A 24760-nucleotide genomic window follows, 5' to 3' on the forward strand; every position below is an offset into this window, starting at 1 on the left:
TACCTGCGCGCCGACCTCTCCCCGCGCAGCGGGGAGAGGTGAAAGAAGCTAGCCCTCAATTTTCGAGAAATCCGCCACGGCGCGCGTCGCTTCGCGGATTTCGTTGAGCAGCTTCAGCCTATTCTCGCGCAGCGCCTTGTCGTCGGCATTCACCGTCACCTTGTCGAAGAAGGCATCGACTGCCGGCCGCAGCTTGGCCATCGCGGTCATGGCGGCAGCGAAGTCTTCCTGCTCGACCGCCGCAGCCGCCTCGCGCTGCGCCTCTGCGATGGCGGTCGCCAATGCCTTCTCTTCCGGCAATTGCAACAGCGCCGCATCATGCGCGCCGGTATAGTCGCGCTTGTCCTTCTTCTCCTCGATGCGGATGATGTTGGTCGCCCGCTTGGTGCCGGCGAGCAGGCTCTTGCCGTCGTCGGTGTCGAGGAATTTGCCGAGCGCCTCGACGCGGCGGACGATCATCAAGAGATCGTCCTGACCTTCCAGCGAGAACACGGCGTCCACGAGATCATGCCGCGCGCCCTGATCGCGGAGCTGGACTTTCAGGCGATCGGCGAAGAATATCAGCAACTGTTCTGCAATTTCCTTGCCGACGGACTCATGGCCAGGAACCATGTCCTCAAGGGGATCGACAGCCTTTACTCCAGCAGCAACTTTGTCGGCGTAGCCTTCCAAATCCTCGCTGCCCAATCGACGCGCCAAATCCTTCACTTCAACAACTTCAACAGGCTTCGCAGCCTCCTCGTAATATTGCCGTCCAACAACTGGGAACGTCGCGCGATAAAACACTTCAAGTAAATGCACTCGCAGGCCATTTTCTACTATTAGACGAACTACCCCCAGCGCCGCCCGTCGCAGCGCGTAAGGATCCTTCGATCCCGTTGGCTTCTCGTCGATCGCCCAGAACCCGACCAGCGTGTCGATCTTGTCGGCGAGCGCGACCGCGATCGACACCGGATCGGCCGGCACCAGATCGTTGGGCCCCTGCGGCTTGTAGTGATCCTCGCAGGCATGCGCGACCGCTTCGTCCTCGCCCTGCGCCTCGGCGTAATATTTCCCCATTAGCCCCTGCAATTCGGGGAATTCACCGACAACCTCTGTGAGAAGGTCGGCCTTGGCGAGCCGCGCCGCGCGTTCAACCTTCTTCTGATCGGCCTTGACGAGCGGGGCGAGTTCCACCGCCAGCCGCGCAATGCGCTCAATGCGTTCAGCCTGGGTGCCCAACTTCTCGTGGAAGATGATGTTTTCGAATTTGGGCAGGCGCGCTTCAAGCGGCACTTTAAGATCGGTTTCGTAGAAGAACTTGGCGTCTGACAGGCGGGCCCGGATCACCCGCTCGTTGCCGGCGACGATGGCCGCCCCATGGTCGGTGGCGTCCATGTTGGAGACGAGGACAAACTTGTTGACCAGCTTCGCAGTCTGCGGGTCGCGCACCACGAAACATTTCTGGTTGTTGCGGATGGTGGCGCGGATCACCTCGTCGGGGATCGCGAGGAAGCTTTCGTCGAAGCTTCCCATCAGCACCACCGGCCACTCGACCAGACCGGCGACTTCCTGAAGCAGGCCCGCATCCTCGACGAGTTCATACCCTTGCGCGAAGGCGAGGTTCTTCGCTTCGGTGAGGATGATCTCCTGCCGCCATGCCGGATCGACGATGACCTTCGCCTTTTCCAGCTTTGCCATCCAGTCGTCCTGGCGGCGCACCTCGATTGCGCCGGGCGCGAGAAAGCGGTGACCATAGGTGGTGGAGCCGGAGGCGATGCCGCCGACCTCGAATTTCACCACCTGCGGGTCTTCGGTCTCCGGGCCGAACATCGCGACAATGGCGTGCAGCGGACGTACCCAGTTGAGAGCGCCGGGCTTCGCCGATTCCGCGCCCCAGCGCATCGATTTCGGCCAGGGGAAATTGCGCACGATGTCGGGCACGAATTCGGCGATCACCTCGATCGCGTCGCGGCCCTTCTTCTCCACCACCGCGACATAGAATTCGCCCTTCTTCGGGTCCTTCTCGATCTTCGCCTGATCGAGCGAGGAGAGGCCGGCGCTCTTCAGGAAGCCGGCAATCGCCTGCTCCGGCGCGCCGACGCGCGGGCCTTTCTTCTCTTCTTTCAGATCGGGCTGCTTCACCGGCACCCCATGCACGGCAAGCGCCAGGCGCCGGGGCGTCGCGAAGGCTTTGGCGCCCTCATAGACGAGACCGGCCTCGACCAGGCGATCGGTGACCAGCTTTTTCAGATCGTCTGCGGCACGCGGCTGCATGCGCGCGGGGATTTCTTCGGAGAAAAATTCGAGCAGAAGGTCGGGCATCTTCTTTTCTCTTACCCTGCCCCGAAAGGAAGGTCGCCGCCGCCGGCGGCTGGGGTGAGTTACACGTCAACCTTGACGGGAATGCTGAGGCGGCCAGCCATAAAGCCACACAGGGATGGCGTCCAGCGCGACATTCTCACGGAACGCGCAACCGCCCCTTCACGGGAGGGAAACCGTCACCAGCCCCCTCCACCGCCGCCGCCCCCACCTCCGCCCGAGCCCCCGCCGCCGGAGGAGAAACCGGAGGATGAGGAGGACGCCGGCATGGCGCTGGACAGGGCACTGGCGGTGCTGCTCACGGTCGAAGCGATGGCGCTGCCGAAGGAGCGGCCGGACCAGGAGCCGGAATGCCAGTTTGGCCGGTAATGCTGGTTCACCGGGTCCGGCTCGTCGGGATAAGCCCGCTGCAACGCGGCGGCGAAGGCCTCCGACCACGGCTTTTCGACATCGAGCGCGACCGCATAAGGCAGCAAGGCCTCAAAGCGCTCCGCGGTAATTTCCGGCGCACCGCGCAGATTGAGCCGGTCCGATTCCGCCGTCTCCAGATACAGCTTGAAGCCGGCGAGCTGGTCCATGATCGGGCGGCCGAGCGCGGTCGGCGCGCGCATCAGATAGAGAAACAACCCGTTCAGCATGGCGAACGCGCCGACGAGCAAGAACGGCAAGGGATGATCGCCGAGCAGCGAGACCAGCAAGGGAAAGACGTCGCCGGAAATCCCTGAGAAAATGTCGTGCATGGCGATCGAGATGCCCGCAACGAAGATGCCGATGATGATCAGCGTCAGTGCGCTGCGCACGATTGAGCCGAAGCGGATCGCGCCGAACAATGCCATCAGCAGCGGCACCAGAAACATGCCGAGCCAGACGCTGCCGAAAGCAATGACGGCGAGGATGACGATGTCGCTTTCGGATAGCCCGCCGAAAACGACCGTGCCCACAACCACCGCCACCGTCATCGCCGCGCCGGCAAGCACATAGCCGAGGTTGCGGCGAAAGAAGCGATTGCGGTTTTCGTTCTCGATGGCGCTGGTGAAATTCCGCGAGACGTTCGCTACCCCGCTGCTGTTGCTCGTGTCGATGGCGGCGGAGCCGCCCGAACTCTCGAGCCAGCCGGCGATGGCAGATTCACCGGCAGGCAGCGATGCCCGGCCTTCCTTCAGCTTGTCGGTGCCCCTCAGCCTGAGCGTGCCGTCCTTGTCGTCGAAGCGCAGCAGACCTTTCACTGCGAGCGACAAAGCCGCTGCCGTGAAGGCCCGCCATTTGTCCCGGCCCAGCCCCCAATTGTCGATGTAGTTGGCCAGCGCAGGCGAAATCCCTTTCGGGGGATGGAAGAGCGGGATGATGGTGCCGCCCTGGGGGTCGCGCCCCACCGCTCTCCACGCCGATACATAATAGACAAGCACCAGCAGGAATCCGACACCGCCAAGGACCCAGCCGCGATTGTCATGGAACGCGTACCAGAGTTCAGTCGCCTGCGTCGGCGGCTCGACCGCGCCTTCCGGCAAGGCGGCGACGACCGTAAGCCCTTCGCCGGCTCGCAGCGGCCGCGTGGTGGTCACGACCAGCGCGCCATCGCTGCTGAGACCCGCACGATAGTCGGTGCCGCGAGCGCCGAGCGGACCAGTAAAGGCGGTCCAGCGCACCGGCCTCAGGCCATCGGCAAGCTCAAGCCGATAACTCGCCGCAAGGATGGAAAAAGTCCAGAAATTGCCGGTGACATTCCAGTTCAGTTCCGGCCCGCTGTCGAACCAGCGCACCTGCCGTGCCGTGCGATAGCGAAACTCATAGGTGTGATCGCCTGGCGTCAGCATCACGTCCTTGTCGCCGGCATAGATGCGGATGACGCCTCCGCTCTTGCGTTCGGTGAAATAGTTTTCCGGCCGGCCGTCGCGGGTGACCCCGAGCAGCTTGAAACTCACTTCACGACGGCGTCCCTGCGCATCGAGGAAAGTCCGGGGAAAGTCCCGGTAAATGCCACGCTTGATGTCGCGGCCTTCCGCGCGCACGCGAATACGTTCGATGACGGTGAGTTCGCCGGACTTGTCGAGCACGACGTGTGAATCGAAGGAATGGATCACCTCCGCCGCAGGCGCGCGGGTGAGGCCGGCCAGCAGCACCAGGCCAAGCAGGCAGAGAAGACGGACCGGTGCAAGCTTCCGCATCTGTCGCCTCACCGCGGCTGCAATGTCACTTGCGGCACCGCCCGCTCGCGCGCATCCGGCAATTCGAAATAATCGCGCTCGCGGAAACCGAACAAGCCTGCAATGAGGTTTGAGGGCACCGATTGCACCAGCACATTCTGATTGCGCACGGCGCCATTGTAATAGCGGCGCGCCATCTGCAACTCGTCTTCAAGGGTGCTCAACTGCTGCTGCAGTTCGAGGAAATTGGCGCTCGCCTTCAGGTCTGGATAGCTTTCGGCCAGCGCGATCAGGCGGCCGATGGCGGCCGTCAGCGCCGTTTCGGCCTGCGCACGATGGGCGACGTCGTCTTTCGGCAACGCACCGGCCGCGCCGCGCAACCGCGTGACCTCCTCCAGAACGCCGCGCTCATGCGCGGCATAGCCTTTCACCACCTCAACCAGATTGGGCACGAGATCGGCACGCCGCTTCAGCTGCACGTCGATGCCGCTCCACGCCTCGTTCGCCATCTGGCGCGTGCGCACCAGACGGTTGAAGACAATGATCGCATAAAGAACGGCGCCCGCCGCCAGCGCCAGCAAAACCCAAGTCATTGCATAACCCAAGTCATTGCTGTTTGTCGCCCGCCGGGCGCCTGCGTTCAATGGCTTTGACCGCCGGCGCCATCGTCGTACACAGCCGGGTTTGCCGGGTTCAGGCCTTGATCTGTCCGGCCGTCGCAATCGTGGCGAAGCGGTCGGCCAGTTCCGCCAGCGCGGTGCAATGCACCTGCTCTGCCGGAATGTCGCCGCCGCCGAGCGGATCGGGCAGCGCGCGCGTCGCCACCGCGTCGGAAATCACGGTCGCGGCGTAGCCGTGATCGAGCGCCGAGCGCGCGGTGGCGCTCACGCACATATGCGTCATGAAGCCGGCGATCACGAGCGACTTGCGGCCGGTCGCCTCAAGCACCGCCTGCAAATTCGTTTTCGCGAACGAATTCGGCAGCGGCTTCTCGACCACGGTCTCGCCGGCCAAAGCCGCCGCCTGCGGCGCGATCCGGAACGCGTCACTCTCAGGATCAAAAAGCCCGCCCGGCCGGCCGCGCTGCACGACATGAATGACCGGCGCGCCGGCCGCGCGCGCCGCCTTCAGCAGCGCGGCGATATTGTCGAGCGCGGCCGCCACGCCCTCGAGCGGCAGCCTGCCGGTGACATACTCGTTCTGCGCATCGATGATCACAAGCGCCGCGTCGCCGAGCTTCGCGGGCGACGGATTGACGCCGGCCATCTGCAGCAATGTTCTGGCGCCGGTCATCTTGACGCTCCCCCCGCCTCTGGTGCGGAATGCTGTCGTTGCTTCTTCTCCCCTCCCCCTTGTGGGGAGGGGTCGGGGGTGGGGGTCCCAGTTACAGCGCGTTGAATCTCAGCCAACACACCATCGATGTTCGACAATACGTCATTATTCCAGAAGCGCAGCACCTTATAGCCATCCGCTTCGAGACGCTGCGTGCGCTTTTCGTCAGCAGCCGGATTCTGCGCATGCTGCCCACCGTCGACTTCAATGATCAGCTTCGAATGATGGCAAGCAAAGTCGACGATGTAAGGACCAATCTGCACTTGCCGCCGGAAATGAGTGTCTGCCAGCTGCAAGCGGTGGCGAAGATGGAACCATAGCTTGCGCTCTGCATCGGTAGGTGCCTTGCGCATCTGCCGCGCATGCCCACGCTGCGGCGCCAGGATCGAAGGATCCCGCCGTGCCCATGTGCGCGGTTCATCGTTCGGCATCGCAATCATTCCGGCTCTCTCGACCCCCACCCCTGACCCCTCCCCACAAGGGGGAGGGGAACAGTCAATGCCGTACGTCCAAGGCCTCAGGCTGCACGAAGCTCATCACCCCACCCCGCCGCCTTCGGCGGCGACCCTCCCCCTCCAGGGGAGGGTGAAGGATAACGCCAGCGCGTGCGATCGTCGCTACCGCAGCGAACGCCATCACCCCGCCCCGCCCGCTTCGGTCGCGAGCCAGGCCGCGCCGCAGGCTTTCGCAAGTTCGCGCACCCGCAGGATGTAGCTCTGGCGTTCGGTCACCGAAATCACGCCGCGCGCGTCGAGCAGGTTGAACACATGGCTCGCCTTGATGCACTGGTCATACGCCGGCAGCGCCATCAGGTGACGCTCTTTCTTTCCGTCCTTGTTTTCCTGCCAACCCGCTTCGAGATATTTCCGGCACGCCTCTTCCGCCATGCGGAACTGCTCGAACAGCATCGCCGTGTCGGAGTATTCGAAATTGTGCCGCGAATATTCCTGCTCGGCCTGCAGGAACACGTCGCCATAGGTGACCTTCTCCTTGCCCTCGCGCCCGTTGAAATTCAGGTCGAAGACATTCTCGACGCCCTGCACATACATGGCGAGGCGCTCCAGTCCGTAAGTCAGCTCGCCCGCGACCGGCGCGCATTCGAAGCCGGCGACCTGCTGGAAGTAGGTGAACTGGCTCACCTCCATCCCGTCGCACCAGCATTCCCAGCCCAGCCCCCAGGCGCCGAGCGTCGGGCTCTCCCAGTCGTCCTCGACAAACCGGATGTCGTGGATCTTCGGGTCGATGCCGATGGTGTAGAGCGACTTGAGGTAAAGCTCCTGAATGTCGGCTGGCGACGGCTTCAGGATCACCTGGAACTGGTAATAATGCTGCAGGCGGTTCGGATTCTCGCCATAGCGGCCGTCCTTCGGGCGGCGCGAGGGCTGCACATAGGCGGCGTTCCACGGTTTCGGCCCCAGCGCCCGCAGGGTGGTCGCAGGATGAAAGGTTCCCGCGCCGACCTCCATGTCATAGGGCTGCAGGATCACGCAGCCATGGTCCGCCCAGAAGCGTTGCAGGGTCAGGATCAGCCCCTGAAAGGAGCGTGAAGGCTCCAAAGCATGGTCCCTGGAGCGGGCATCGGCGGCGACGGTCATGAATTAAGGAAATCCGGGTTGCGCGGTTTAAGTATCGGCCAAGCCCTGACCGGTCAAGAAAGCCCGGCGCGACCAGGGACAGGCTCGAACGCTCGGAAAAAGCGCGCTTTTACCCTCTTCCAGCGTTAACGAAGGGAATTAAGGCAAGGGCAGAAGGCAATTGAAATCGGCGGCCCTGTTCTGCCATTGTGGGTCGCGAAGGCACGCGGGAGAGGCCCCGGGGGGTTTCCGAAGTTCCGGTTGAGTACAGAGGGCGGAGTATGTCCAAGCCGACAGTTATTATCGTGGGCGCCGACAAGGGCGGCGTCGGCAAGACCACCGTTTCACGCACGCTTCTGGACTATTTCACCGCCCGCAACGTCCCGATCCGCGCGTTTGACACCGAATCCCCGCGCGGGACGCTGAAGCGCTTCTATCCGGATATCACCGAGGTCGTCGACGCCACCTCGGTCTCCGACCAGATGCGCATTTTCGACACCCTGAGCGACAGCCAGGTAACGATCATCGACGTCCGCGCCGGCCTCCTCTCCACCACCCTCGCCGCCTTGCGCGACATCGGCTTTCTCGAATCGGCCAAGCGCGGCCAGATCACGCTCGCCGTATTCCACATTGTCGGGCCGTCCATAGCTTCGCTCGACGAGATCAAGGACATCGCTCCCTTCGTAGTCGACGGCAAATATTATCTGACCAAGAATTTCATCAACAACACCAGCTTCTTCGAGTGGGATCAGTCGACATACGATTCCTACTTCAAGCAGATCCGCGACGCCGTCGACCTCACCATTCCGAAGCTGAACGAAATGGCCTATGAGCAGGTGGAACTCGCCGCCGTGCCCTTCGTCACCTTCATCGCCAACAAGACCGCGCGCGGCGAGAACGCCAATTATTCCTTCGTGTTGCGTGGTTATGTCCGGCACTGGCTGGGCAATGTCTGGGCCGAGTTCGACCGCGTGAAGCTGCCCGACATCGTCGGCTCCAATGTGGTGGGCGCGCCGAAGCCGCAGAGCGGGTTTACGTCGACGCCCCAGAATCAGATACGCAGCGGCGGAGGGTGAGTCTTGCCTGTCCTTCGTCATTGCCCGGCTTGACCCGGCAATCCATCTTTCTTGATGGATGCGCGGGTGGTCGAGCCCGCGCATGACGAACTGAAGATTGCTTCCGTCATGGCGCGCCGCACGCCCGTTTACATTGTCTGCTCTCCCCGCCCGCGCACCGGCAAGACGCTGCTGGCGCGCGTGCTGACGGATTTCCAGCTGGTCAACAATCGGCAGCCGATCGCCTACGATCTCAACCGCAACGAAAATCTGCTCGCCACCCTCCTCCCCCACCACACCGCGATCGCCGACCTGTCGGATACGCGCGGGCAGATGGCGCTGTTCGACGGGCTGATCGCAGGCGGCGATGTTCCGCGCATTATCGATCTCGGCGCTGAGGCGTTTGATCCGTTTTTCACCGTGGCACGGCAGATCGGATTCATGCGGGAGGCGCAGCGGCGCGGCATCGATCCGATGCTGCTGTTCATCGCCGATCCGCATCCGCGCTCGGCGCAATTCTACGGCTACCTGCACCAGGCCTTTCCGCACACCGTCATCGTGCCGGTGCAGAACGAGGCCAATATCAGCGCGCGCGGCTATATGGAGCCCTTTCGGCCCGTCACCACCGAGCGCGGCCTGTTCATTCCGCGGCTCAACCCGGTGATCAAGGGCGTGATCGACAAGCCGCATTTCTCCTTCGCCTCGTTCATGCGCAAGCCCGCTGATCTGCGCACCGAGCTGCACGTCTGGACCGAGAAGGTCTTCATCGAGTTCCGCGAGCTGGAATTGCGGGTGATGCTGCGCGAGCTGAAATCGGCGCTGCCGTTCAGGTAGAGACGAAGGCGCGCCGCGCACTCAGCAGATCCCTCCACCTTGTGGGAAGGGTCAGGGGTGGGGGTCCATCGAAAGAGACAACGCTTTCGCCACTCGCAATTGGGTTCAGCGCGCGCTCAGTTCCGCGTAAAATTCCAGCATTTCCCGTACCAGCTCCCCCGGCGCCTGCGTCGGCGCGACATGCGCGGCATCGATCACCACAACACGCGCGTCCTTGATCTGCGCCGCGACGCGCCCGGCCTCTTCCGGCGGACGCAGGCCGTCATGCTCGCCTGCGATCACAAGCACCGGACATTGCAGCTTGCCGAGATCGGGCACCGCGTCGAAATCGATGAAGGCGCGGTTGAGCGCGGCGTAGCTCTCCGGATCGTTGGCGAGGAAGCGCGCGCGATAGGCTTCGTACATGGTTTTGTCGCGGATCACGGCCGGCGGATAGGAGCGGCTGAGCGTATCGTCCACCACCGCCTGCATGCCTTCCTTCGCCACCAGCGCCGCGCGGTCGCGCAAATAGACCTTGCGATCCGGCACCACACCCATGACCGGCGCCGCCAGCACCAGCGATTTCACGCGCCGCGGATGGGCCGCGGCGAAGCGGATGCCGATGCCGGAACCGATCGCGGTGCCGGCGATATGACACGACGCAATTCCGAAATGATCCAGCATCGCGCCGACATCGTTCACAAGCGTGTCGATTGCAAAATCGCCGCGCAGCTTTTCGGATTGGCCTGCCCCGCGCGAATCGTAGCGCAGCACCCGGAAATGCTTCGCCAGTTCCGGCACGGCGGGTGTCCATGACTCGAGCGACCCGCCGAGTTCATGCAGCAGCACCAGCCATTCGCCGCCATGCCCTGCAATATCGGTGCGGAAGCGAACACCTCCAAGCCCCACCTGATCCATCAACTTATTTCCCGAATGACAAAGGCTGTTTCACGCCCGATCAACCATGAATGGTGCCCTCATCACAAGTGCGTTTCTTGCATTGTGATGAGCATGGCCTCCCCCTAGCATCGCGGAATTGCCGATGATGAATCCGAATTGCGATCCGGGAGTTTGCATGACTACCGCCCTGTCTCGCCGTGCCTTCATTGCCTCATTCGCCCTGACAACCGTCATCGGCCTGCAATGCGCGCTTGCGCAGGACGCCGCGCCGGGCGCCGTCACCCTGTTCGAAAACGTGCGCATCTTCGACGGCAAGTCCGGCACCCTCTCGGCGCCGTCACACGTTCTGGTCAGGGGCAACATCATCGAGCGCATTTCCGCCGCGCCGATCCCGACCGATCGCCGCGCCGATACGCGCATCATCGACGGCGGCGGACGCACCCTGATGCCGGGCCTGATCGACGCGCACTGGCACGCGGCTCTGATCCGGGTGACTCCGGCGGAGTCGATGGGTGACGTTACTTTTAGCTCCCTCCTGGCTGGCGCCGAGGCAACGGACACCTTGATGCGCGGCTTCACCACCGTCCGCGACGTGGGCGGGCCGGTGTTCGGCCTCAAGCGCGCGATCGACGAAGGCGTCCTCGCCGGTCCGCGCATCTACCCCTCCGGTGCCGTGATCACAGTGACGAGCGGGCATGGGGATTTCCGTCAACTCACCGACTTGCCGCGCACTGTCGGCGGCGTGCTTCACCGCATGGAGCAGCTCGGCGGAAGCATGGTCGCGGACAGCCCGGACGAGGTGCGTCTGCGCACACGCGAACAGCTCATGCAGGGGGCCTCCCAGATCAAGCTGACGGCGGGCGGCGGGGTGTCGTCGCCCTTCAGTCCGATCGACGTGACCACCTTCACCGCGGAGGAACTGCGTGCCGCGGTGGAAGCGGCGGAGAATTGGGGCACCTACGTCACCGTGCATGCCTTTACGCCGGCCGCGATCCAGCGGGCCATCGCCGTTGGGGTGAAGGTTATCGAGCACGGCATGCTGATGGACGATGCGACCGCCAAGCTGATGGCCGAAAAGGGCATCTGGCTGAGCATGCAGCCGTTGCCTGAGGGCCTGCGGCTGGGCTTTCCGGAGGGCTCTGTACAACGCGCCAAGGCGGATGAGGTCTGGCCCGGCATCGCCAAGACCTACGAATTGGCAAAGAAGTATAAGCTGAAGACGGCATGGGGCACCGACGTCCTGTTCTCCGCCGCGCTGGCGAAGCAGCAGGGCGCGATTCTCGCGTCGCTCACCCGCTGGTACACGCCCGCCGAAGCGCTCGTGATGGCAACCAGCACCAACGCCGAACTGCTGGCCCTCACCGGCCTGCGCAATCCCTATCCCGGCAAGCTCGGTGTCATAGAGCACGGCGCGCTCGCCGACCTGCTGCTGGTCGACGGCGATCCGCTCGCGAATATCGCGCTCGTTGCAGATCCGGCGAAGAACTTCGTGGTCATCATGAAGGATGGCAGGATTCACAAGAATACACTAAGCAAGTGAGGCTCGATCAATCGACCTGCACCTCTTGCGTCAACGGGAGCGCCGCCGACCAAGCATGCATAAGCCGCCGAGCAAAGCCGAAGGAGCCGCCGCTTCACATCGCACGTTCCTCTCCAGGATTCTCGGCTGGCTGATCGCAGGGATCTGGTTGCTGGCACAGCTGCTCCTCATCGGATGGGCCAGCCTGGCGATCTATTTTTCGAACCTGCCATGGCCCTGGCTGCGCCTTGCATTGGCGGTGTCCTTTGCAGCCTTCGCGGCCTGGGCCTTCTGGGTGTCGCGGCAACGGCATATGCGCGTGGCCCTCGCCATAACGTATCTCGGCGTGGTCGCATGGTGGATCGCCATTCCTCCCTCGCACGATCGCAACTGGCGGCCGGAATTTGCGGTCATGCCGCGTGCCCATATCGACGGCGACCACGTGCGCCTGACCGGGGTGCGCGATTTCGATTACCGCACCCGCAACGATTTCACAGTGCGCTATGAGGAGCGCGAGGTGCAGCTGTCGCACCTGACCGGGCTGGATTTCTACGTCTCATACTGGCGCGAAGGCTTGGTGGCACACACCTTCCTGAGCTTCATTTTCGACAACGCGCCGCCGCTGAGCATTTCCATCGAGACGCGGCCGGAGGTCGGCGAGGGCTTTGCACCCGTCGCCTCCATGTTCAAGCAATTCGAACTGATCTACGTGGTGGGCAGCGAGCGCGACCTCGTGGGGGTGCGCACAAATCACCGGCGCGAGACGACCTACCTCTATCGTCTCAACACCTCGGCCGAGGATGCCCGCCGGCTGCTGCTGATCTATCTGGCACGGATCAATGAACTCGCCGATCGTCCGGAATTCTATCACCTGTTGAGCAACAACTGCACCCTCAACATCATCCGCTATGCAAACGCCGCCGGCCGGCAGGGGCGCTTCGACCTGCGTCACCTCTTCAACGGCCTGATCGACAGTTACCTCTATCATTCCGGCCGGGTGAACACGGATTTGCCGTTCGACGAATTGCGGCGGCGCTCGCTGATCAACGCGGCGGCACAGGCGGCCGGCGACGCGCCCGATTTCTCGCAGCGCATCCGCGCGTCACTGCCGACGATCTCTCGCTGATCCACCCTGATCGGCCGTCGGCAGACTGGGGCGCGGTGATCCCCGGAGCCCATCGTCTTCGCCGCTCGAAACCGCCCTAATGCCCCTCGAAGGAAACCAGCGTGCGCACATTGACGCCGAGCGCGCGCAGCTTGTCGGCGCCGCCGAGCTCCGGCAGGTCGACCATGAACACCGCGGAGGCCACTTCCGCGCCCATCTGGCGCAGCAGCTTCACCGCACCTTCGGCGGTGCCGCCGGTCGCGATCAGGTCGTCGACCAGGATCACGCGCTCGCCCTTCTCCACCGCGTCGGCATGCATTTCCATCTCATCAATGCCGTATTCCAGCGAATAGGCCACGCGCACGCTCTTGTGCGGCAGCTTGCCCTTCTTGCGGATCGGAATGAAGCCGGCGGAGAGCTGATGCGCGATGGCGCCGCCGATGATGAAGCCGCGCGCCTCGATGCCGGCGATCTTGTCGATCTTCGACCCCGCCCACGGCTGCACCAGCTCATCCACTGCGCGGCGGAAGGCGCGCGGATTTCCCAACAGGGTGGTGATGTCGCGGAACATGATTCCGGGCTTGGGATAATCCGGAATGGTGCGGATCGCGGCTTTCAGGTCGTTTTCAAGGACAGGAGAGGTCATTGTGGGTCCGCTTGCGAGAGGAGTGATGCCCGGAGCGGGCGCAATGTGGCGAACGGCGGGGCGTTGTGCAACCTCTCTGCGTCATCCTGAGATGCGGGCAAATGAAGTGAGCAAGCCTCGAAGGATGATCGGCCCCACGCTGCCTGCCATCCGGATTGGTCCCACATGACGATCCGCTTGTAGCACCCGACAAAAATCTACACGCCGAGCACCCTGCCCGCCACCGCATCGAGCTTTTTCAGAAGCTCGGGATCGCGCGCCTCCGGCGCGGTGATGAACGCATTGTCGAGCGCGCGGTCGGAGCCGATCGGGCACGGCTCATGCTCGCGCGGGAAATCCTTTGCCAGCTGCGCCACCAGCGTCTTTGCCTTCTCGGCATTCGACACCAGCACCTTGATCACGTCCTGCACCGTCACCGCGTCGTGGTCGGGGTGCCAGCAATCATAATCGGTCACCATGGCGACGGTGGCGTAACAGATCTCCGCCTCGCGCGCGAGCTTGGCTTCCGGCATGTTGGTCATGCCGATCACCGAATAACCGAGCTGCTTGTAGGTCATGCTCTCCGCATAGGAGGAGAATTGCGGGCCCTCCATGCACACATAGGTGCCGTCGCGCACGACCGGGATACCGGCCGCCTGCGCCGCTGCAGCGAGATGGATGCGCAATCGCGGCGAGACCGGATGTGCCATCGACACATGCACCACGCAGCCCTTGCCGAAGAAGGAGCTTTCGCGCTTGTGCGTGCGGTCGACGAACTGGTCAACCAGCACGAATGTGCCGGGCGGCAATTCCTCCTTGAACGAACCACAGGCCGACACCGAGACAAGATCGGTCACGCCGGCGCGCTTGAGCACGTCGATATTGGCGCGGTAGTTGATGTCGGAGGGCGACAGGCGATGCCCCTTGTCGTGCCGTGGCAGGAACACCACCGGCAGTCCCGCCATCTCGCCGATGCGTAGCGGCCCCGACGGCTCGCCCCAGGGACTTCTGATGTGCTCCTCGCGCACATTCTGCAGGCCGGGCAGATCGTAGATGCCGGAGCCGCCAATGATGCCGAGAACCGCGCGTGTCATTAGTCCTCCGCCTGCCATCGTCACAAACGCAAAGGGCCCCGTTCGGGGCCCTTCGTCAACTCACAAAATTCCGCCTCACGCGTGCTTGTGCACGTCGGCCCAGACCTTCTTCTTGGTGAAGTAGAGCAGGCCCGCGAACACGATGAGGAAGATCATCACCTGGAAGCCGATGCGCTTGCGCGCTTCCATGTGCGGCTCCGCCGTCCACATCAGGAAGGCGGTAACGTCCTTGGCATATTGCTCGACGGTCTGCGGCGTGCCGTCGTCATAAGTCACCTGATCCGCGCTGAGCGGATTCGGCATGCCGATGGCGTGGCCGGGAAAATACTTGTTGTAGTTCGAGCCCTCGGGCAGGTTGAAGCCCTGCGGCGCGTCCTCATAGCCGGTCAAGAGCGCGACGATATAGTCGGGGCCCTGCTCCTGATATTGCGTGAAGATATCGAAGATGAAACGCGGAAAGCCGCGCTCATAGGTGCGCGCCTTGGCGATCACCGACAGATCCGGCGGCAGCGCGCCGCCATTCGCAGTGCGCGCGGCATTGTCGTTCGGGAACGGGCTCGGGAAGCGGTCGGCCGGACGTCCCGAGCGCTCGAACATTTCGCCGGCGTCGTTCGGACCGTCCTGCACCTTGTATTCTGCCGCAAGCGCCGCCACTTGCGCCGCGCTGTAGCCGGGGCCGCCCGGCTCGGCGAGATTGCGGAAGGAGACCAGCGACAGGCTGTGGCAGCTCGCGCAGACCTCTTTGTAGACCCTGAAACCGCGCTGCAATTGCGCGCGGTCGAAAAGCCCGAACGGTCCAGAGAAGGACCATGTCTGCCGCGGCGGCTCCGGCGTGCCTTCGGCGGCACCGGCCGGCATTGCGAAAGGCGTAGCGAGACCAGCCGCCAGCACCAGCGCGAGAAGAGGGCGTTGCAACGTCATGACCTGTCTCCGCTCCTTCACGCTTTCTTGGCCGCGGCCGCGCCCAGCACCGATTCCTCGATCGAGTTCGGCAACGGCTTTGTTTTCTCAAACAATCCGAGCAGCGGCAGGATGATGATGAAGTGAGCAAAATAATACGCGGTGAGGATGCGCGCGGCGATGACATAGCCGCCTTCCGCGGGCTTGGCGCCAAGCCAGCCGAGGCCGAGGCAGACCGCGACGAATATCCAGAAGAACTGGCGGAACAGCGGCCGATAGCGGGCCGACTTCACCCGCGACGTGTCGAGCCAGGGCAGGAACATCAGGATCAGGATCGAGGCGAACAGCGCGATGACGCCCAGGAGCTTGTTCGGGATCGCGCGCAGGATCGCGTAGAACGGCAGGTAATACCATTCCGGCACGATATGCGCCGGCGTCACCGCCGGATTGGCCGGAATGTAATTGTCGGCATGGCCCAGATAGTTCGGTGTGTAGAACACGAACCAGGCGAACATAATCATGAACACCACCATGAAGAAGGAGTCCTTGATCGTCGCATAAGGCGTGAACGGCACCGTGTCCTTGGCGCTCTTGGGCTCGATGCCGGTCGGGTTGTTCTGGCCCGCGACATGCAGCGCCCAGACATGCAGCACCACGACGCCGGCGATCACGAAGGGCAGAAGATAATGTAGCGAGAAGAAGCGCTGCAGCGTCGGATTGCCGATTGCGAAACCGCCCCACAGCCAGGTGACGACCGCCTCGCCGACCCAGGGGATCGCCGAGAAGAAATTGGTGATGACGGTGGCGCCCCAGAAGCTCATCTGGCCCCAGGGCAGCGTGTAGCCGAGGAAGCCGGTCGCCATCATCAGCAGATAAATAATGACGCCGAGGATCCACAGCACCTCGCGCGGCTCCTTGTAGGAGCCGTAATACATGCCGCGGAACATATGGATGTAGACGGCGATGAAGAACATCGACGCGCCGTTGGAATGCAGATAGCGCAAGAGCCAGCCGTAATTCACGTCACGCATGATGTGCTCGACGGAATTGAACGCCATCGTTTCATGCGGCGTGTAATGCATCACCAGCACGATGCCGGTGATGATCTGCGCAGCGAGCATGAAGCTCAGGATGCCGCCGAAGGTCCACCAGTAGTTCAGGTTGCGCGGTGTCGGATAGGCGACGAACGAAGAATAGACGAGGCCTGCGATCGGCAGCCGGCGCTCCATCCATTTCATGAATGCGCCTTGCGGCTGGTAGGTCGAATGTCCGCTCATGGTGGAACCTTCAGATCAATCCAATGCGAATGTCAGCCGATCCGGATCTTGGTGTCGGAGACGAATTGATAGGGCGGCAAAGCGAGATTGAGCGGCGCCGGACCTTGGCGAATACGGCCCGAGGTATCGTAGACCGAACCGTGGCAAGGGCAGAAATAACCGTTGTACTCGCCCGAATGCGCGATCGGGATGCAGCCGAGATGGGTGCAGATGCCGATCAGCACCTGGAAATTGGCATGGCCTTCCTTCACGCGTGCCGAATCCGGCTCCGGGTCGGGCAGGCTTGCCAGATTGACCTTCTGCGCTTCCTCGATCTCTTTCGGCGTGCGGTGGTTCACGAAGATCGGTTTGCCGCGCCAAAAGACCTTGATGACCTGGCCTTCCGCGATCGGCGTCAGGTCGACCTCGATCGGCGCGCCGGCGGCGATGGTCGAGGCGTCCGGGTTCATCTGCGAGATGAGCGGCACGGCGACGGCAGCGGCGCCAACGGCTCCGACGGCTCCGGTCGCAATGTAGAGAAAATCGCGGCGTGTCTGTCCCGCCGAAGACATGGCTGTCACGGTGCAGTCCCTCTTCCGTCATGCCGAAACCCGCCCTGCGTCCCGAACAACTCGAAACGGGCCTCGACGAAGTACGTCGTCGAAAGCGAGCGAACCGGCCACATCCGGCCTTGGGGAAAGGCCTTCTGCGGCAATCCGGCGAGGTTCTATTGGCACCCTTGCCGGGAGAGCGCAAGGTGCCTTTTCAATACCGCTAAAGAGTCGCACAAATCACTCGTACAACGTGACATTTCCGCTTCTCGGGCCTGTTCCAAGCCGCATGCAGATCGCGCTCTATCAGCCCGATATCCCGCAAAACGCCGGAACGATTCTGCGGCTCTGCGCCTGCCTCGCGGTCAGGGCCCATCTCATTGAACCGGCAGGCTTTCCGATTTCGGACCGGCATTTCCGCCGGGCCGGCATGGACTATCTCGACCAGGTGGAAATCGGCCGCCACGCGTCCTGGCCGGCCTTCGACGTGTGGCGGAGAAGCGAGGGGCTGCGGCTCGTGCTCTTCACCACGCGCGGGGCGGTGTCCTATCTGGACCATGCCTTCGACCCGCGCGACGTCCTCCTCTTCGGCCGGGAATCGGCCGGGGTCCCGGACGAGGTGCAGGCGGCGGCCGAGGCGCGGCTGCTGATCCCGATGCAGCCCGGGATGCGGTCCATCAACGTGGCGATGACGGCCGCCATGGCGCTCGGGGAGGCGCTAAGGCAGACTGGCGGCTTCCCGGCAAGCTCGGACACAATGGAGAGGTAGCCATGCCCACAGTGCGCACCTCGGAGGGTGCGGCCCCTGACCAGGCGAAATCTGGCGGCCCTCAACTCCTATCAAATAGAAAGAAGGACGACGTACAAATAAGGCTTCGCCTGCCGACAGGGACACTCGACCGGATCAAGATCGCGGCCAGCAGACGTGACGTGCCTTATCAATCGCTGATCAAAACGTGGCTGAAAGAAAAGGTCGATGCGGACTGACGCGGCCTCCCCCCTTCCCGACCCCGCAACCCTCGACGATTGCAAGACCCGCGCCCGCGCCTGGTTCGAAAGCCTGCGCGACGAGATCTGCGCGTCATTCGAAGAGCTGGAGCACACCCTCCCCGCTTCCGCGCCCAACGCGGACAAGCCGGCAGGCCGCTTCGTCCGCACGCCATGGCAGCGCAAGGATCACAGCGGCAAAGATGGCGGCGGCGGCGTCATGTCGATCATGAAGGGCCGCGTGTTCGAGAAGGTCGGCGTGCATTGCTCGACCGTGCATGGCGAATTCGCCCCCGAATTCCGCAAGGAGATTCCCGGCGCGACGGAAGACCCGCGCTTCTGGGCGTCGGGCATCTCGCTGATCGCGCATTTATGGAATCCGAATGTGCCGGCCGTGCATATGAACACGCGCTTCGTGGTCACCAGCCGCGCCTGGTTCGGCGGCGGCGCCGACCTGACGCCGGTGCTCGACGCGCGGCGCACGCAAAGCGATCCCGACACCATCGCGTTTCATGCCGCGATGAAAAAAGCCTGCGACGCGCATGCGGCGGTCGCCCCCTACGACAAGTTCAAGCAATGGTGCGACGAATATTTCTTTCTCAAGCACCGGGGCGAGCCGCGCGGCATCGGCGGCATCTTCTATGACTGGCTCGACTCGGGCGACTGGGAGAAGGATTTCGCCTTCACGCAGGAGGTGGGACGCGCCTTCCGTGACATCTATCCCGAACTCGTGCGGCGCAATTTCGAAAAACCCTACGGCGATGCGCAGCGCGAGGAGCAGCTCGTGCGCCGCGGCCGCTATGTCGAATTCAATCTGCTCTATGACCGCGGCACGATCTTCGGCCTGCGCACCGGCGGCAATGTGGAGTCGATCTTGTCGTCGCTGCCGCCTGAGGTGAAGTGGCCGTAGCACGAGAAGCGCGGCCGCAATCCCATGCGGCAAGCTCGGGTCACCGCCCCCACAATTCCTTGCTCGCCAGCCTTGCGCCTTCGGCGAGGCTTTCGAGCTTCGCCCACATCACGGAAGGATGCACGCGCTGGAGGCCCTCGCTCTGCGCGAAGCCGCAATCGGTGCCGGCGATCACATTCTCCCGCCCGACGATCTTGGCGAAGCGGACGATGCGGTCGGCAACGAGCCGCGGATGCTCGACCGTGAGCGTGTGATGCGTCACGACGCCGGGAATCAGGATCTTGTCCTGCGGCAATTGCACATTCTCCCACACCCGCCATTCATGTTCATGCCGCACATTGGCGGCCTCGATCGAATAGGCGCCGGCCGGCACCTGCAAGATCAGATCGACGATGGCCTCGAGCGGCGCGTCCGCCATGTGCGGCACATGCCAGCTCCCGAAACAGACGTGATAGCGCACGCGCTCGGCCGGAATGCCGCTGAGCGCATGATTGAGCGCCTCGATGCGCAGCGCCGCCCATTTGCGGTAATGCTCCGGGCTCTGCTGCACCAGGTGATCGTACATATTGGCGAGCACGGCATCGTCCACCTGCAGCACAAGGCCCGCCTTGTGGATCGCGAGATATTCCTCGCGCAGCGCATCGGCGATCGCGAACACATACGCGCGCTCATCCGCATAATATTCGTTCACCGCATCGTACCCGGTTGAGGCCGGCGCCACCGCGGTGAGAAAGCCTTCCGCCACCTGCACCGACTGCAAGGCCTCCTTCAGGTCGGCGATGTTGCGCGCAATGCTGTCCTGCCCCTGATAGGTGATGGGGCCGATACAGGCGTCGAGCGGTGAGCCCTCGACGCCGCGCGGGAAGTCCAGCTTCATGAATTCGGCGAAGCGGAAGCGGTCGCGGCCAAGCCACACGGCCTCGTGCCGCAGGCCGGGGCGGTGCTCGAAACCGGTCATGCGGTCGAGCACGTAATTCGCCCAGCTCGACTTGCCGTATTCGCCGTCATTGACGATGTCGATGCCGGCCTCCGCCTGCCTGCGGACGACCTGCGCGGTCGCCTCTTTCAGCGCCTGCTCATAGCTTTTGCGCGCGGCGGCATCCTGCTGTGCCTTTGCTCCGAGATCGAGCAACTCTTTCGGCCGGATCAGGCTGCCGACATGCGTGGTCAAGATGCGGTCATCGCTTCGTTTCACGGTCACTCCTGCTGGCAAGCAGCGCCACGCACTCAGCACACTCCCGTGCCCCGCAAGGGGGGAGAGAACATGCAGAGTGTTTTCGCTCGCAATTCATCCTGACCGGACACACACATCAATACGCCGCCCGGTACCGGATCACGGTCCTGCGCAAGTCATCCAGGATCGCCTGCGGATCATGCCCCGCCTTGCGTACCGCCTGACTCCACTCGGCGACGATCGGCTGCGCCGACTTGCGCCAGGCGGCAAGCTCTGCGTCCGTCAGCGAATAGACGTCGTGACCCGGCAACACCTTGATCTTGTCCTTGCCGCCGGCTTCGAAGTCGGCCCATGGCGTCGCGATCTTCAGCGCCCATTCGCTCGAACAATGCTCGTCCATCACTTTTTTCTGGGCCGGCGACATCGCGTTGTACTTGTCCTTGTTCATCACCCAGACCTGTTCCGAGACATAGACGGGTGAATCGATGTGATACTTCGTGACCTTGTCGATGCCGAACAGCTCCATCGAGCCCCAGGGAGAGCCTGCTGACTCGGCGACGCCCTTTTCCAGAATGTCGCGGATTTCCGGCGCCGCCGCCTGCACATTGGCGGCCCCGAGCGAACGCATCCAGCTCGCGATCACCGCGTTCGGCGGCCGCACGCGCAGGCCGGACATGTCGGAGGGCATCCTCACTTTCTTGCGGGTAAAATGAAACGTGCCGGGATCGTGCGCAAATGCGAGGCAGTATCGCACTTCTTTCATTTCACGCTCGGCATAGCGCCGGTACCAGGCGTCCAGCGCCGCGCTGCCCTGCTTGGCATTTGAGAAGGTGAAAGGCAGTTCCACCGCCGCAACGATCGGGAAGCGGCCAGGCTCATAGCCGGGATTGATGTGACTGATGTCGGAGATGGCGTCGCGCGCCATGTTATAATGATCAAACGCCCGGCCCAGCTGCTGCGCCGGGAAGATCGTGATCTTGATCGTGCCATTCGACGCCTTCCCGATCGAATCGGCCCAGGCGACCGCGGCGGCGTGCATCGGATGCGCGGTCGGCACCCAATGCGCAAATCTCAGATTGATCTCTTTGTCTTGGGCATGTGCCGGCATAAGGTATGCCAGCACAAGCCCGGCAACGAACCCCATCGTTCTCGGACAGGACATGCGATTCTCCCCAGTCTCATATGAACGTCTTCAAACATTTTTTGTGAGATGTCTGGTGACGCGATCAGACTAGGGAAGCGGATCAAAATCAAGCCGCCGAACATTCGCATGGGCGATGGGCCTGATGTCCGCTGACGCCGGCGGAACGCGCCGTGATAATCCACGGCGCTGACACGGAAATTCAGGCATCCGCTGAAGCCGGATGCCTGATCAGGACGCGGAATTTTTCTTCGCCCGCTTGAGCGGCTTTGCCTGCCCCTGCGGCTTCGCCGCCTCTGCGGCGTCCCGCGCCAGACGCTGCTCGCGCAGGCGCGCCGTCTTCGCGGCCGCGGCTCTTTTCTCGGCTTGATATTCCTGCATGGCGAGGGCGGCATCCCGCGCTCGTTGCTCTTTCGTCAACGGATGCACCGGCGGTTTGCGAGGACGTTCGGTGTCGGCCGTCATTGGCAATCCCTCCATTGCTCATTCCAGGTCAGGCGAAACAAAATTAGTCAAATAAAATCAGGCGAAACAAGGTTACGCAAAACAAAAAACCTCACGCCCATTTCGGGCGAGAGGCTCTTGAACCTTGCGCTCTGCCGGTACATCCGCGGTCAAAGCGAGGTCATGTTCAACTGGCGATTAAACGGCGCGCAGATTATCGGCGGCCGATTTGCCGCTGCGGCGATCGGCAACCACGTCGAACGAGATCTTCTGACCTTCGTTCAGGGTGCCGAGGCCCGCGCGTTCGACCGCGCTGATATGGACGAAGACATCGCCGCCGCCGTCTTCCGGCTGAATGAAGCCGAAGCCTTTTTGATTATTGAACCACTTCACGGTTCCCGTGTGCATGGGATAGTCCTTTTTAGATATGCAAAAAAAATCCAGCCGTACGACGTACGACGGGTACGCTCGAATTTTTGAAAGAAGGTCGTCAGTCAGGCGCTTTTTGCGCAGCGGGCCAAGTCGTTCAGGCCGAAATTCGATTGGAATTACATAGTACGAATAGCCCTTTTGCGCAAGGGCAGCGGTCGGCTTTCTTTTCGACCTATCATGGCTTGAATCAAATACGGCCGAAATGAGAATGCGATGTCGTAGAACGCTTCGCTGCGTCACGCGATCAGGGCCGCTGCTGCAACGCGATGATTTGTCCGCTGCGCAATTCCCGCAGCGACTGCCGCAGAATCTGCATCGAGGAATAGACGAACAGCGATGCCATGATGCCGGCGACGATCAGGTCCGGCCATTTCGTCGCCGTGCCCCAGACCGCCAGCGCCGCCAGCATGACGGCGACATTGCCGATGGCGTCGTTGCGCGAGCAGAGCCACACCGAGCGCACATTGGCGTCGCCATCCCTGTAACGCATGAGCAGGAACACGCTGCCGACATTGGCGGCGAGCGCCAGAATACCGATGACGCCCATCACCTCGGCGCGCGGCACGCCGAGCACCAGGACATGATAGGCGGTCGAACCGAATACCCACAGGCCCATCAAGGTGAGGCTGATGCCCTTCGCGAACGCCGCCCAGGCGCGCACCGGAAGCGCCGCGCCGATCACCGCCAGGCTGATGCCATAGGTCAGGGAATCCCCCAGAAAGTCGAGCGCGTCGGCCTGCAAGGCCTGCGAACCCGCGAGCGTGCCCGCGCCCATCTCGACCAGGAACATTGAAGCGTTGATCGCAATCACCAGCCACAGACGGCGCTTGTAATCAGCCGAAAGCCCATCGAATGTCGTGGTAGGTCCGCAGCAGCTCGCGCTCATGTCCATTCTTGCTCAGTCATCTGCGCTATATGGCGACGGGAGGCCGTGTTACACAATCGCGGTTGCAAAATAATCCAGTCCTTCCCATCGAGCCATTACAAAGTAATGATGTTCGTGCTTGCCGCCGAGTGAACCATGCCGCGTTTCGCCGCCAATATTGCGTACCTGTTTTCCGAGCGTCCCTTCATCGAGCGTTTCGCCGCCGCGGCGAAAGCCGGCTTCGCCGCCGTCGAGGCGCAATTCCCCTATGACACGCCGGCCGCCGCCGCACGTGCGGAGCTCGAGAAACACAAGCTCACCATGCTCGGCATCAACACCGAGCACGGCCGCGAGGGCGAATTCGGGCTTGCCGCCGTGCCGGGGCGCGAGCGCGATTTCGCGGCGCAGTTTGCAAAGTCACTCGACTATATTGTCGGCATCGGCGGGAGCGCGATCCATTGCCTCGCAGGCAAGGTGTCGCCGGACCAGCGCCCGGCGGCGGAGCGCACCTACATCGCCAATCTCACGCGCGCCGCCGATCTCGCTGCCGACAAGAACATCACGCTCCTGATCGAGCCGATCAACCTGCGCGACCGACCCGGCTATTTCCTCAACCGCGCCGAACACGCCGCCGACATCATCACGAAGATCGGCAAGCCCAACATCAGGATCCAGTTCGACTTTTATCATGCGCAGATCGTCGGCGGCGATCTGCTGAAGCGTTTTGAGAAATGCCAGCCGCTCATCGGCCATGTGCAGATCGCCGCGGTGCCGTCGCGGCATGAGCCGGATGAAGGCGAGGTGAATTATCCGGAAATCTGCAAGGCGCTGGATGCGCTCGGCTATTCCGGTTGGATCGCGGCAGAATACCACCCCCGCGCGAAAACCGAGGACGGTCTTGGCTGGGCGAAGCCTTACGTGATGCCGAAATAGTTCACAGGTCGGCTTTGCAGCGCAGGCGCGAGGTCATTAGAATAATCGGATGTGGGGTAAAAAAGGGGATTCCAGTGCGGGAACCGCGCCGGCGGCGGAGACGCCGCAACGGCTGAAGGAGGCCGTGCGCGCCGCGCGTATCGAAAGCGCCGAGCGCATGGGCGTGGTCGTGGAATTGCGCGACGCCGAGCTCGCGCGGCTTGAATTGCTCAACGAGGCGCTCGATCCGATCTTCAAGGAAATTCCCGCCGACATCGATCTTTTCGACCGCGGCCTGAGCCGCGGCGACACCCCGCGGCTGTGGATCGACGCCATCGCCTTCGTGGAGATGGGACGCGACAAGCGGCACTACCGTTTCCTGCAGGACACACGTTACGGCCGCAAAATCCTCTCCGAGTCGCCGGAGATCGGCGAGACCACCGGCCACATCACCCGCTATCTGGCGCGGCGGCTGGTCGAGCGCGAACGCGCACTGGAAAGCGACGGCGATGTCGTCGCGCGCGCCGAACGCGCGGCGACGCAGACGCGTCGGCGGCAGCGATGGCGCGTGCTCGGCGCGTTCCTGCTTGGCATCCTGTTCACGATCACTGCCCTGTTCGCGCTGGCCTGGTGGGCGGTGCGAGTGTAGTTTCGTCAAACGTAGCCCGGATGGAGCGCAGCGAAATCCGGAATTACACCGCGTCCACCCGCATTCCGCTTCGCTCC

At 62.9% G+C, this 24760-nt stretch carries 24 protein-coding genes and 1 pseudogene; 9 read left to right on the forward strand and 16 right to left on the reverse strand.

Translation table 11 applies throughout. The features are described from left to right. Positions 1-48: 48 nt before the first annotated feature. The 6 genes from glyS to RO009_02670 form a co-directional block, all read right to left on the reverse strand. Positions 49-2304 carry a glycine--tRNA ligase subunit beta gene (gene glyS / locus RO009_02645; protein MDT3683926.1) on the reverse strand — a complete coding sequence of 752 codons (2256 nt, stop codon included), beginning with the start codon at positions 2302-2304 and terminating at the stop codon, positions 49-51. 176 nt (positions 2305-2480) lie between these two features. Further along, on the reverse strand, positions 2481-4466 hold the full coding sequence (locus tag RO009_02650) for a DUF2207 domain-containing protein (protein ID MDT3683927.1): 1986 nt from the start codon (positions 4464-4466) through the stop codon (positions 2481-2483). Between the two features lie 8 nt (positions 4467-4474). Beyond that, positions 4475-5038, reverse strand: a complete 564-nt coding sequence (locus tag RO009_02655; GenBank protein MDT3683928.1) for a LemA family protein — start codon at positions 5036-5038, stop codon at positions 4475-4477. Between the two features lie 100 nt (positions 5039-5138). After that, complete coding sequence (locus tag RO009_02660) at positions 5139-5738, reverse strand: cysteine hydrolase family protein (protein ID MDT3683929.1); 600 nt, start codon at positions 5736-5738, stop codon at positions 5139-5141. Continuing rightward, a complete protein-coding gene (locus RO009_02665; protein ID MDT3683930.1) occupies positions 5735-6217 on the reverse strand; it encodes an endonuclease domain-containing protein in 483 nt (160 codons plus the stop codon). The genes RO009_02660 and RO009_02665 overlap by 4 nt, the downstream gene beginning before the upstream one ends. 195 nt (positions 6218-6412) lie before the next feature. After that, the gene (locus tag RO009_02670) at positions 6413-7333 is read right to left on the reverse strand and encodes a glycine--tRNA ligase subunit alpha (protein MDT3683931.1); all 921 of its coding nucleotides are present in this window, start codon (positions 7331-7333) and stop codon (positions 6413-6415) included. Positions 7334-7632: 299 nt separating this feature from the next. Between RO009_02670 and RO009_02675 the strand changes: the two genes are divergently transcribed. Together RO009_02675 and RO009_02680 are read left to right on the forward strand one after the other, a co-directional pair. Continuing rightward, positions 7633-8427, forward strand: coding sequence for a hypothetical protein (locus RO009_02675; protein MDT3683932.1), 795 nt, complete (start codon positions 7633-7635; stop codon positions 8425-8427). A 66-nt stretch (positions 8428-8493) separates the two neighbouring features. After that, a complete protein-coding gene (locus RO009_02680; protein MDT3683933.1) occupies positions 8494-9240 on the forward strand; it encodes a hypothetical protein in 747 nt (248 codons plus the stop codon). Positions 9241-9345: 105 nt separating this feature from the next. On the opposite strand, the gene RO009_02685 is transcribed toward RO009_02680, so the two are convergent. Next, complete coding sequence (locus tag RO009_02685; protein ID MDT3683934.1) at positions 9346-10137, reverse strand: alpha/beta hydrolase; 792 nt, start codon at positions 10135-10137, stop codon at positions 9346-9348. A 157-nt stretch (positions 10138-10294) separates the two neighbouring features. On the opposite strand from RO009_02685, the gene RO009_02690 reads away from it, so the two are divergent. Both RO009_02690 and RO009_02695 read left to right on the forward strand, forming a co-directional pair. Beyond that, a complete protein-coding gene (locus tag RO009_02690; protein MDT3683935.1) occupies positions 10295-11659 on the forward strand; it encodes an amidohydrolase family protein in 1365 nt (454 codons plus the stop codon). Between the two features lie 55 nt (positions 11660-11714). Next, complete coding sequence (locus RO009_02695; GenBank protein MDT3683936.1) at positions 11715-12764, forward strand: DUF4105 domain-containing protein; 1050 nt, start codon at positions 11715-11717, stop codon at positions 12762-12764. Positions 12765-12840: 76 nt separating this feature from the next. Here RO009_02695 and RO009_02700 read toward each other — a convergent pair whose 3' ends face one another. The 4 genes and pseudogenes from RO009_02700 to petA all read right to left on the reverse strand — a co-directional run bounded on the left by RO009_02700 (position 12841) and on the right by petA (position 17199). Then, positions 12841-13389, reverse strand: a complete 549-nt coding sequence (locus tag RO009_02700; GenBank protein MDT3683937.1) for an adenine phosphoribosyltransferase — start codon at positions 13387-13389, stop codon at positions 12841-12843. Between the two features lie 197 nt (positions 13390-13586). Continuing rightward, positions 13587-14462: an S-methyl-5'-thioadenosine phosphorylase gene (locus RO009_02705; protein ID MDT3683938.1), complete on the reverse strand. Its 876-nt coding sequence runs from the start codon at positions 14460-14462 to the stop codon at positions 13587-13589. Between the two features lie 75 nt (positions 14463-14537). Next, a pseudogene (locus RO009_02710) lies at positions 14538-16639 on the reverse strand (cytochrome c1). A 32-nt stretch (positions 16640-16671) separates the two neighbouring features. Next, positions 16672-17199, reverse strand: a complete 528-nt coding sequence (gene petA, locus RO009_02715) for a ubiquinol-cytochrome c reductase iron-sulfur subunit (GenBank protein ID MDT3683939.1) — start codon at positions 17197-17199, stop codon at positions 16672-16674. 259 nt (positions 17200-17458) lie between these two features. Between petA and RO009_02720 the strand changes: the two genes are divergently transcribed. The 3 genes from RO009_02720 to hemF are packed head-to-tail and all read left to right on the forward strand — an operon-like array spanning position 17459 to position 19066. Further along, positions 17459-17938 carry a tRNA (cytidine(34)-2'-O)-methyltransferase gene (locus tag RO009_02720; protein ID MDT3683940.1) on the forward strand — a complete coding sequence of 160 codons (480 nt, stop codon included), beginning with the start codon at positions 17459-17461 and terminating at the stop codon, positions 17936-17938. A gap of 2 nt (positions 17939-17940) precedes the next feature. After that, on the forward strand, positions 17941-18156 hold the full coding sequence (locus RO009_02725; protein MDT3683941.1) for a CopG family antitoxin: 216 nt from the start codon (positions 17941-17943) through the stop codon (positions 18154-18156). Further along, on the forward strand, positions 18146-19066 hold the full coding sequence (gene hemF, locus RO009_02730; GenBank protein ID MDT3683942.1) for an oxygen-dependent coproporphyrinogen oxidase: 921 nt from the start codon (positions 18146-18148) through the stop codon (positions 19064-19066). Before RO009_02725 ends, hemF begins: the two co-directional genes overlap by 11 nt. Positions 19067-19106: 40 nt before the next feature. Here hemF and RO009_02735 read toward each other — a convergent pair whose 3' ends face one another. The 5 genes from RO009_02735 to RO009_02755 form a co-directional block, all read right to left on the reverse strand. After that, positions 19107-20261, reverse strand: a complete 1155-nt coding sequence (locus RO009_02735) for a cobalamin-independent methionine synthase II family protein (GenBank protein MDT3683943.1) — start codon at positions 20259-20261, stop codon at positions 19107-19109. Between the two features lie 115 nt (positions 20262-20376). Continuing rightward, on the reverse strand, positions 20377-21402 hold the full coding sequence (locus tag RO009_02740) for a TRAP transporter substrate-binding protein (protein MDT3683944.1): 1026 nt from the start codon (positions 21400-21402) through the stop codon (positions 20377-20379). A 210-nt stretch (positions 21403-21612) separates the two neighbouring features. Further along, on the reverse strand, positions 21613-21846 hold the full coding sequence (locus RO009_02745; GenBank protein MDT3683945.1) for a hypothetical protein: 234 nt from the start codon (positions 21844-21846) through the stop codon (positions 21613-21615). A gap of 177 nt (positions 21847-22023) precedes the next feature. Next, on the reverse strand, positions 22024-22233 hold the full coding sequence (locus RO009_02750) for a cold-shock protein (protein ID MDT3683946.1): 210 nt from the start codon (positions 22231-22233) through the stop codon (positions 22024-22026). Positions 22234-22501: 268 nt separating this feature from the next. Continuing rightward, on the reverse strand, positions 22502-23143 hold the full coding sequence (locus RO009_02755; GenBank protein MDT3683947.1) for a cation transporter: 642 nt from the start codon (positions 23141-23143) through the stop codon (positions 22502-22504). Positions 23144-23278: 135 nt separating this feature from the next. Between RO009_02755 and RO009_02760 the strand changes: the two genes are divergently transcribed. Continuing rightward, the gene (locus RO009_02760; protein ID MDT3683948.1) at positions 23279-24055 is read left to right on the forward strand and encodes a TIM barrel protein; all 777 of its coding nucleotides are present in this window, start codon (positions 23279-23281) and stop codon (positions 24053-24055) included. 49 nt (positions 24056-24104) lie between these two features. Further along, entirely contained in the window at positions 24105-24683 is a 579-nt protein-coding gene (locus tag RO009_02765; protein ID MDT3683949.1) for a hypothetical protein, read from the forward strand. The last annotated feature ends 77 nt before the right edge of the window (positions 24684-24760 follow it).

Source organism: Pseudorhodoplanes sp., from assembly GCA_032027085.1.
GTDB lineage: Bacteria > Pseudomonadota > Alphaproteobacteria > Rhizobiales > Xanthobacteraceae > Pseudorhodoplanes.

Excerpts from the sequence above, each read along its gene's own strand:
- RO009_02695 (MDT3683936.1), top strand. The coding sequence starts at position 11,715 with ATGCATAAGCCGCCGAGCAAAGCCGAAGGAGCCGCCGCTTCACATCGC.
- RO009_02690 (MDT3683935.1), top strand. The coding sequence starts at position 10,295 with ATGACTACCGCCCTGTCTCGCCGTGCCTTCATTGCCTCATTCGCCCTG.
- RO009_02725 (MDT3683941.1), top strand. The coding sequence starts at position 17,941 with ATGCCCACAGTGCGCACCTCGGAGGGTGCGGCCCCTGACCAGGCGAAA.
- RO009_02705 (MDT3683938.1), bottom strand. The coding sequence starts at position 14,462 with ATGACACGCGCGGTTCTCGGCATCATTGGCGGCTCCGGCATCTACGAT.
- RO009_02660 (MDT3683929.1), bottom strand. The coding sequence starts at position 5,738 with ATGACCGGCGCCAGAACATTGCTGCAGATGGCCGGCGTCAATCCGTCG.
- RO009_02675 (MDT3683932.1), top strand. The coding sequence starts at position 7,633 with ATGTCCAAGCCGACAGTTATTATCGTGGGCGCCGACAAGGGCGGCGTC.
- glyS (MDT3683926.1), bottom strand. The coding sequence starts at position 2,304 with ATGCCCGACCTTCTGCTCGAATTTTTCTCCGAAGAAATCCCCGCGCGC.
- RO009_02685 (MDT3683934.1), bottom strand. The coding sequence starts at position 10,137 with ATGGATCAGGTGGGGCTTGGAGGTGTTCGCTTCCGCACCGATATTGCA.
- RO009_02700 (MDT3683937.1), bottom strand. The coding sequence starts at position 13,389 with ATGACCTCTCCTGTCCTTGAAAACGACCTGAAAGCCGCGATCCGCACC.
- RO009_02765 (MDT3683949.1), top strand. The coding sequence starts at position 24,105 with ATGTGGGGTAAAAAAGGGGATTCCAGTGCGGGAACCGCGCCGGCGGCG.
- RO009_02650 (MDT3683927.1), bottom strand. The coding sequence starts at position 4,466 with ATGCGGAAGCTTGCACCGGTCCGTCTTCTCTGCCTGCTTGGCCTGGTG.
- RO009_02740 (MDT3683944.1), bottom strand. The coding sequence starts at position 21,402 with ATGTCCTGTCCGAGAACGATGGGGTTCGTTGCCGGGCTTGTGCTGGCA.
- RO009_02720 (MDT3683940.1), top strand. The coding sequence starts at position 17,459 with ATGCAGATCGCGCTCTATCAGCCCGATATCCCGCAAAACGCCGGAACG.
- RO009_02760 (MDT3683948.1), top strand. The coding sequence starts at position 23,279 with ATGCCGCGTTTCGCCGCCAATATTGCGTACCTGTTTTCCGAGCGTCCC.
- RO009_02745 (MDT3683945.1), bottom strand. The coding sequence starts at position 21,846 with ATGACGGCCGACACCGAACGTCCTCGCAAACCGCCGGTGCATCCGTTG.
- hemF (MDT3683942.1), top strand. The coding sequence starts at position 18,146 with ATGCGGACTGACGCGGCCTCCCCCCTTCCCGACCCCGCAACCCTCGAC.
- RO009_02755 (MDT3683947.1), bottom strand. The coding sequence starts at position 23,143 with ATGAGCGCGAGCTGCTGCGGACCTACCACGACATTCGATGGGCTTTCG.
- RO009_02655 (MDT3683928.1), bottom strand. The coding sequence starts at position 5,038 with ATGACTTGGGTTTTGCTGGCGCTGGCGGCGGGCGCCGTTCTTTATGCG.
- RO009_02665 (MDT3683930.1), bottom strand. The coding sequence starts at position 6,217 with ATGATTGCGATGCCGAACGATGAACCGCGCACATGGGCACGGCGGGAT.
- RO009_02750 (MDT3683946.1), bottom strand. The coding sequence starts at position 22,233 with ATGCACACGGGAACCGTGAAGTGGTTCAATAATCAAAAAGGCTTCGGC.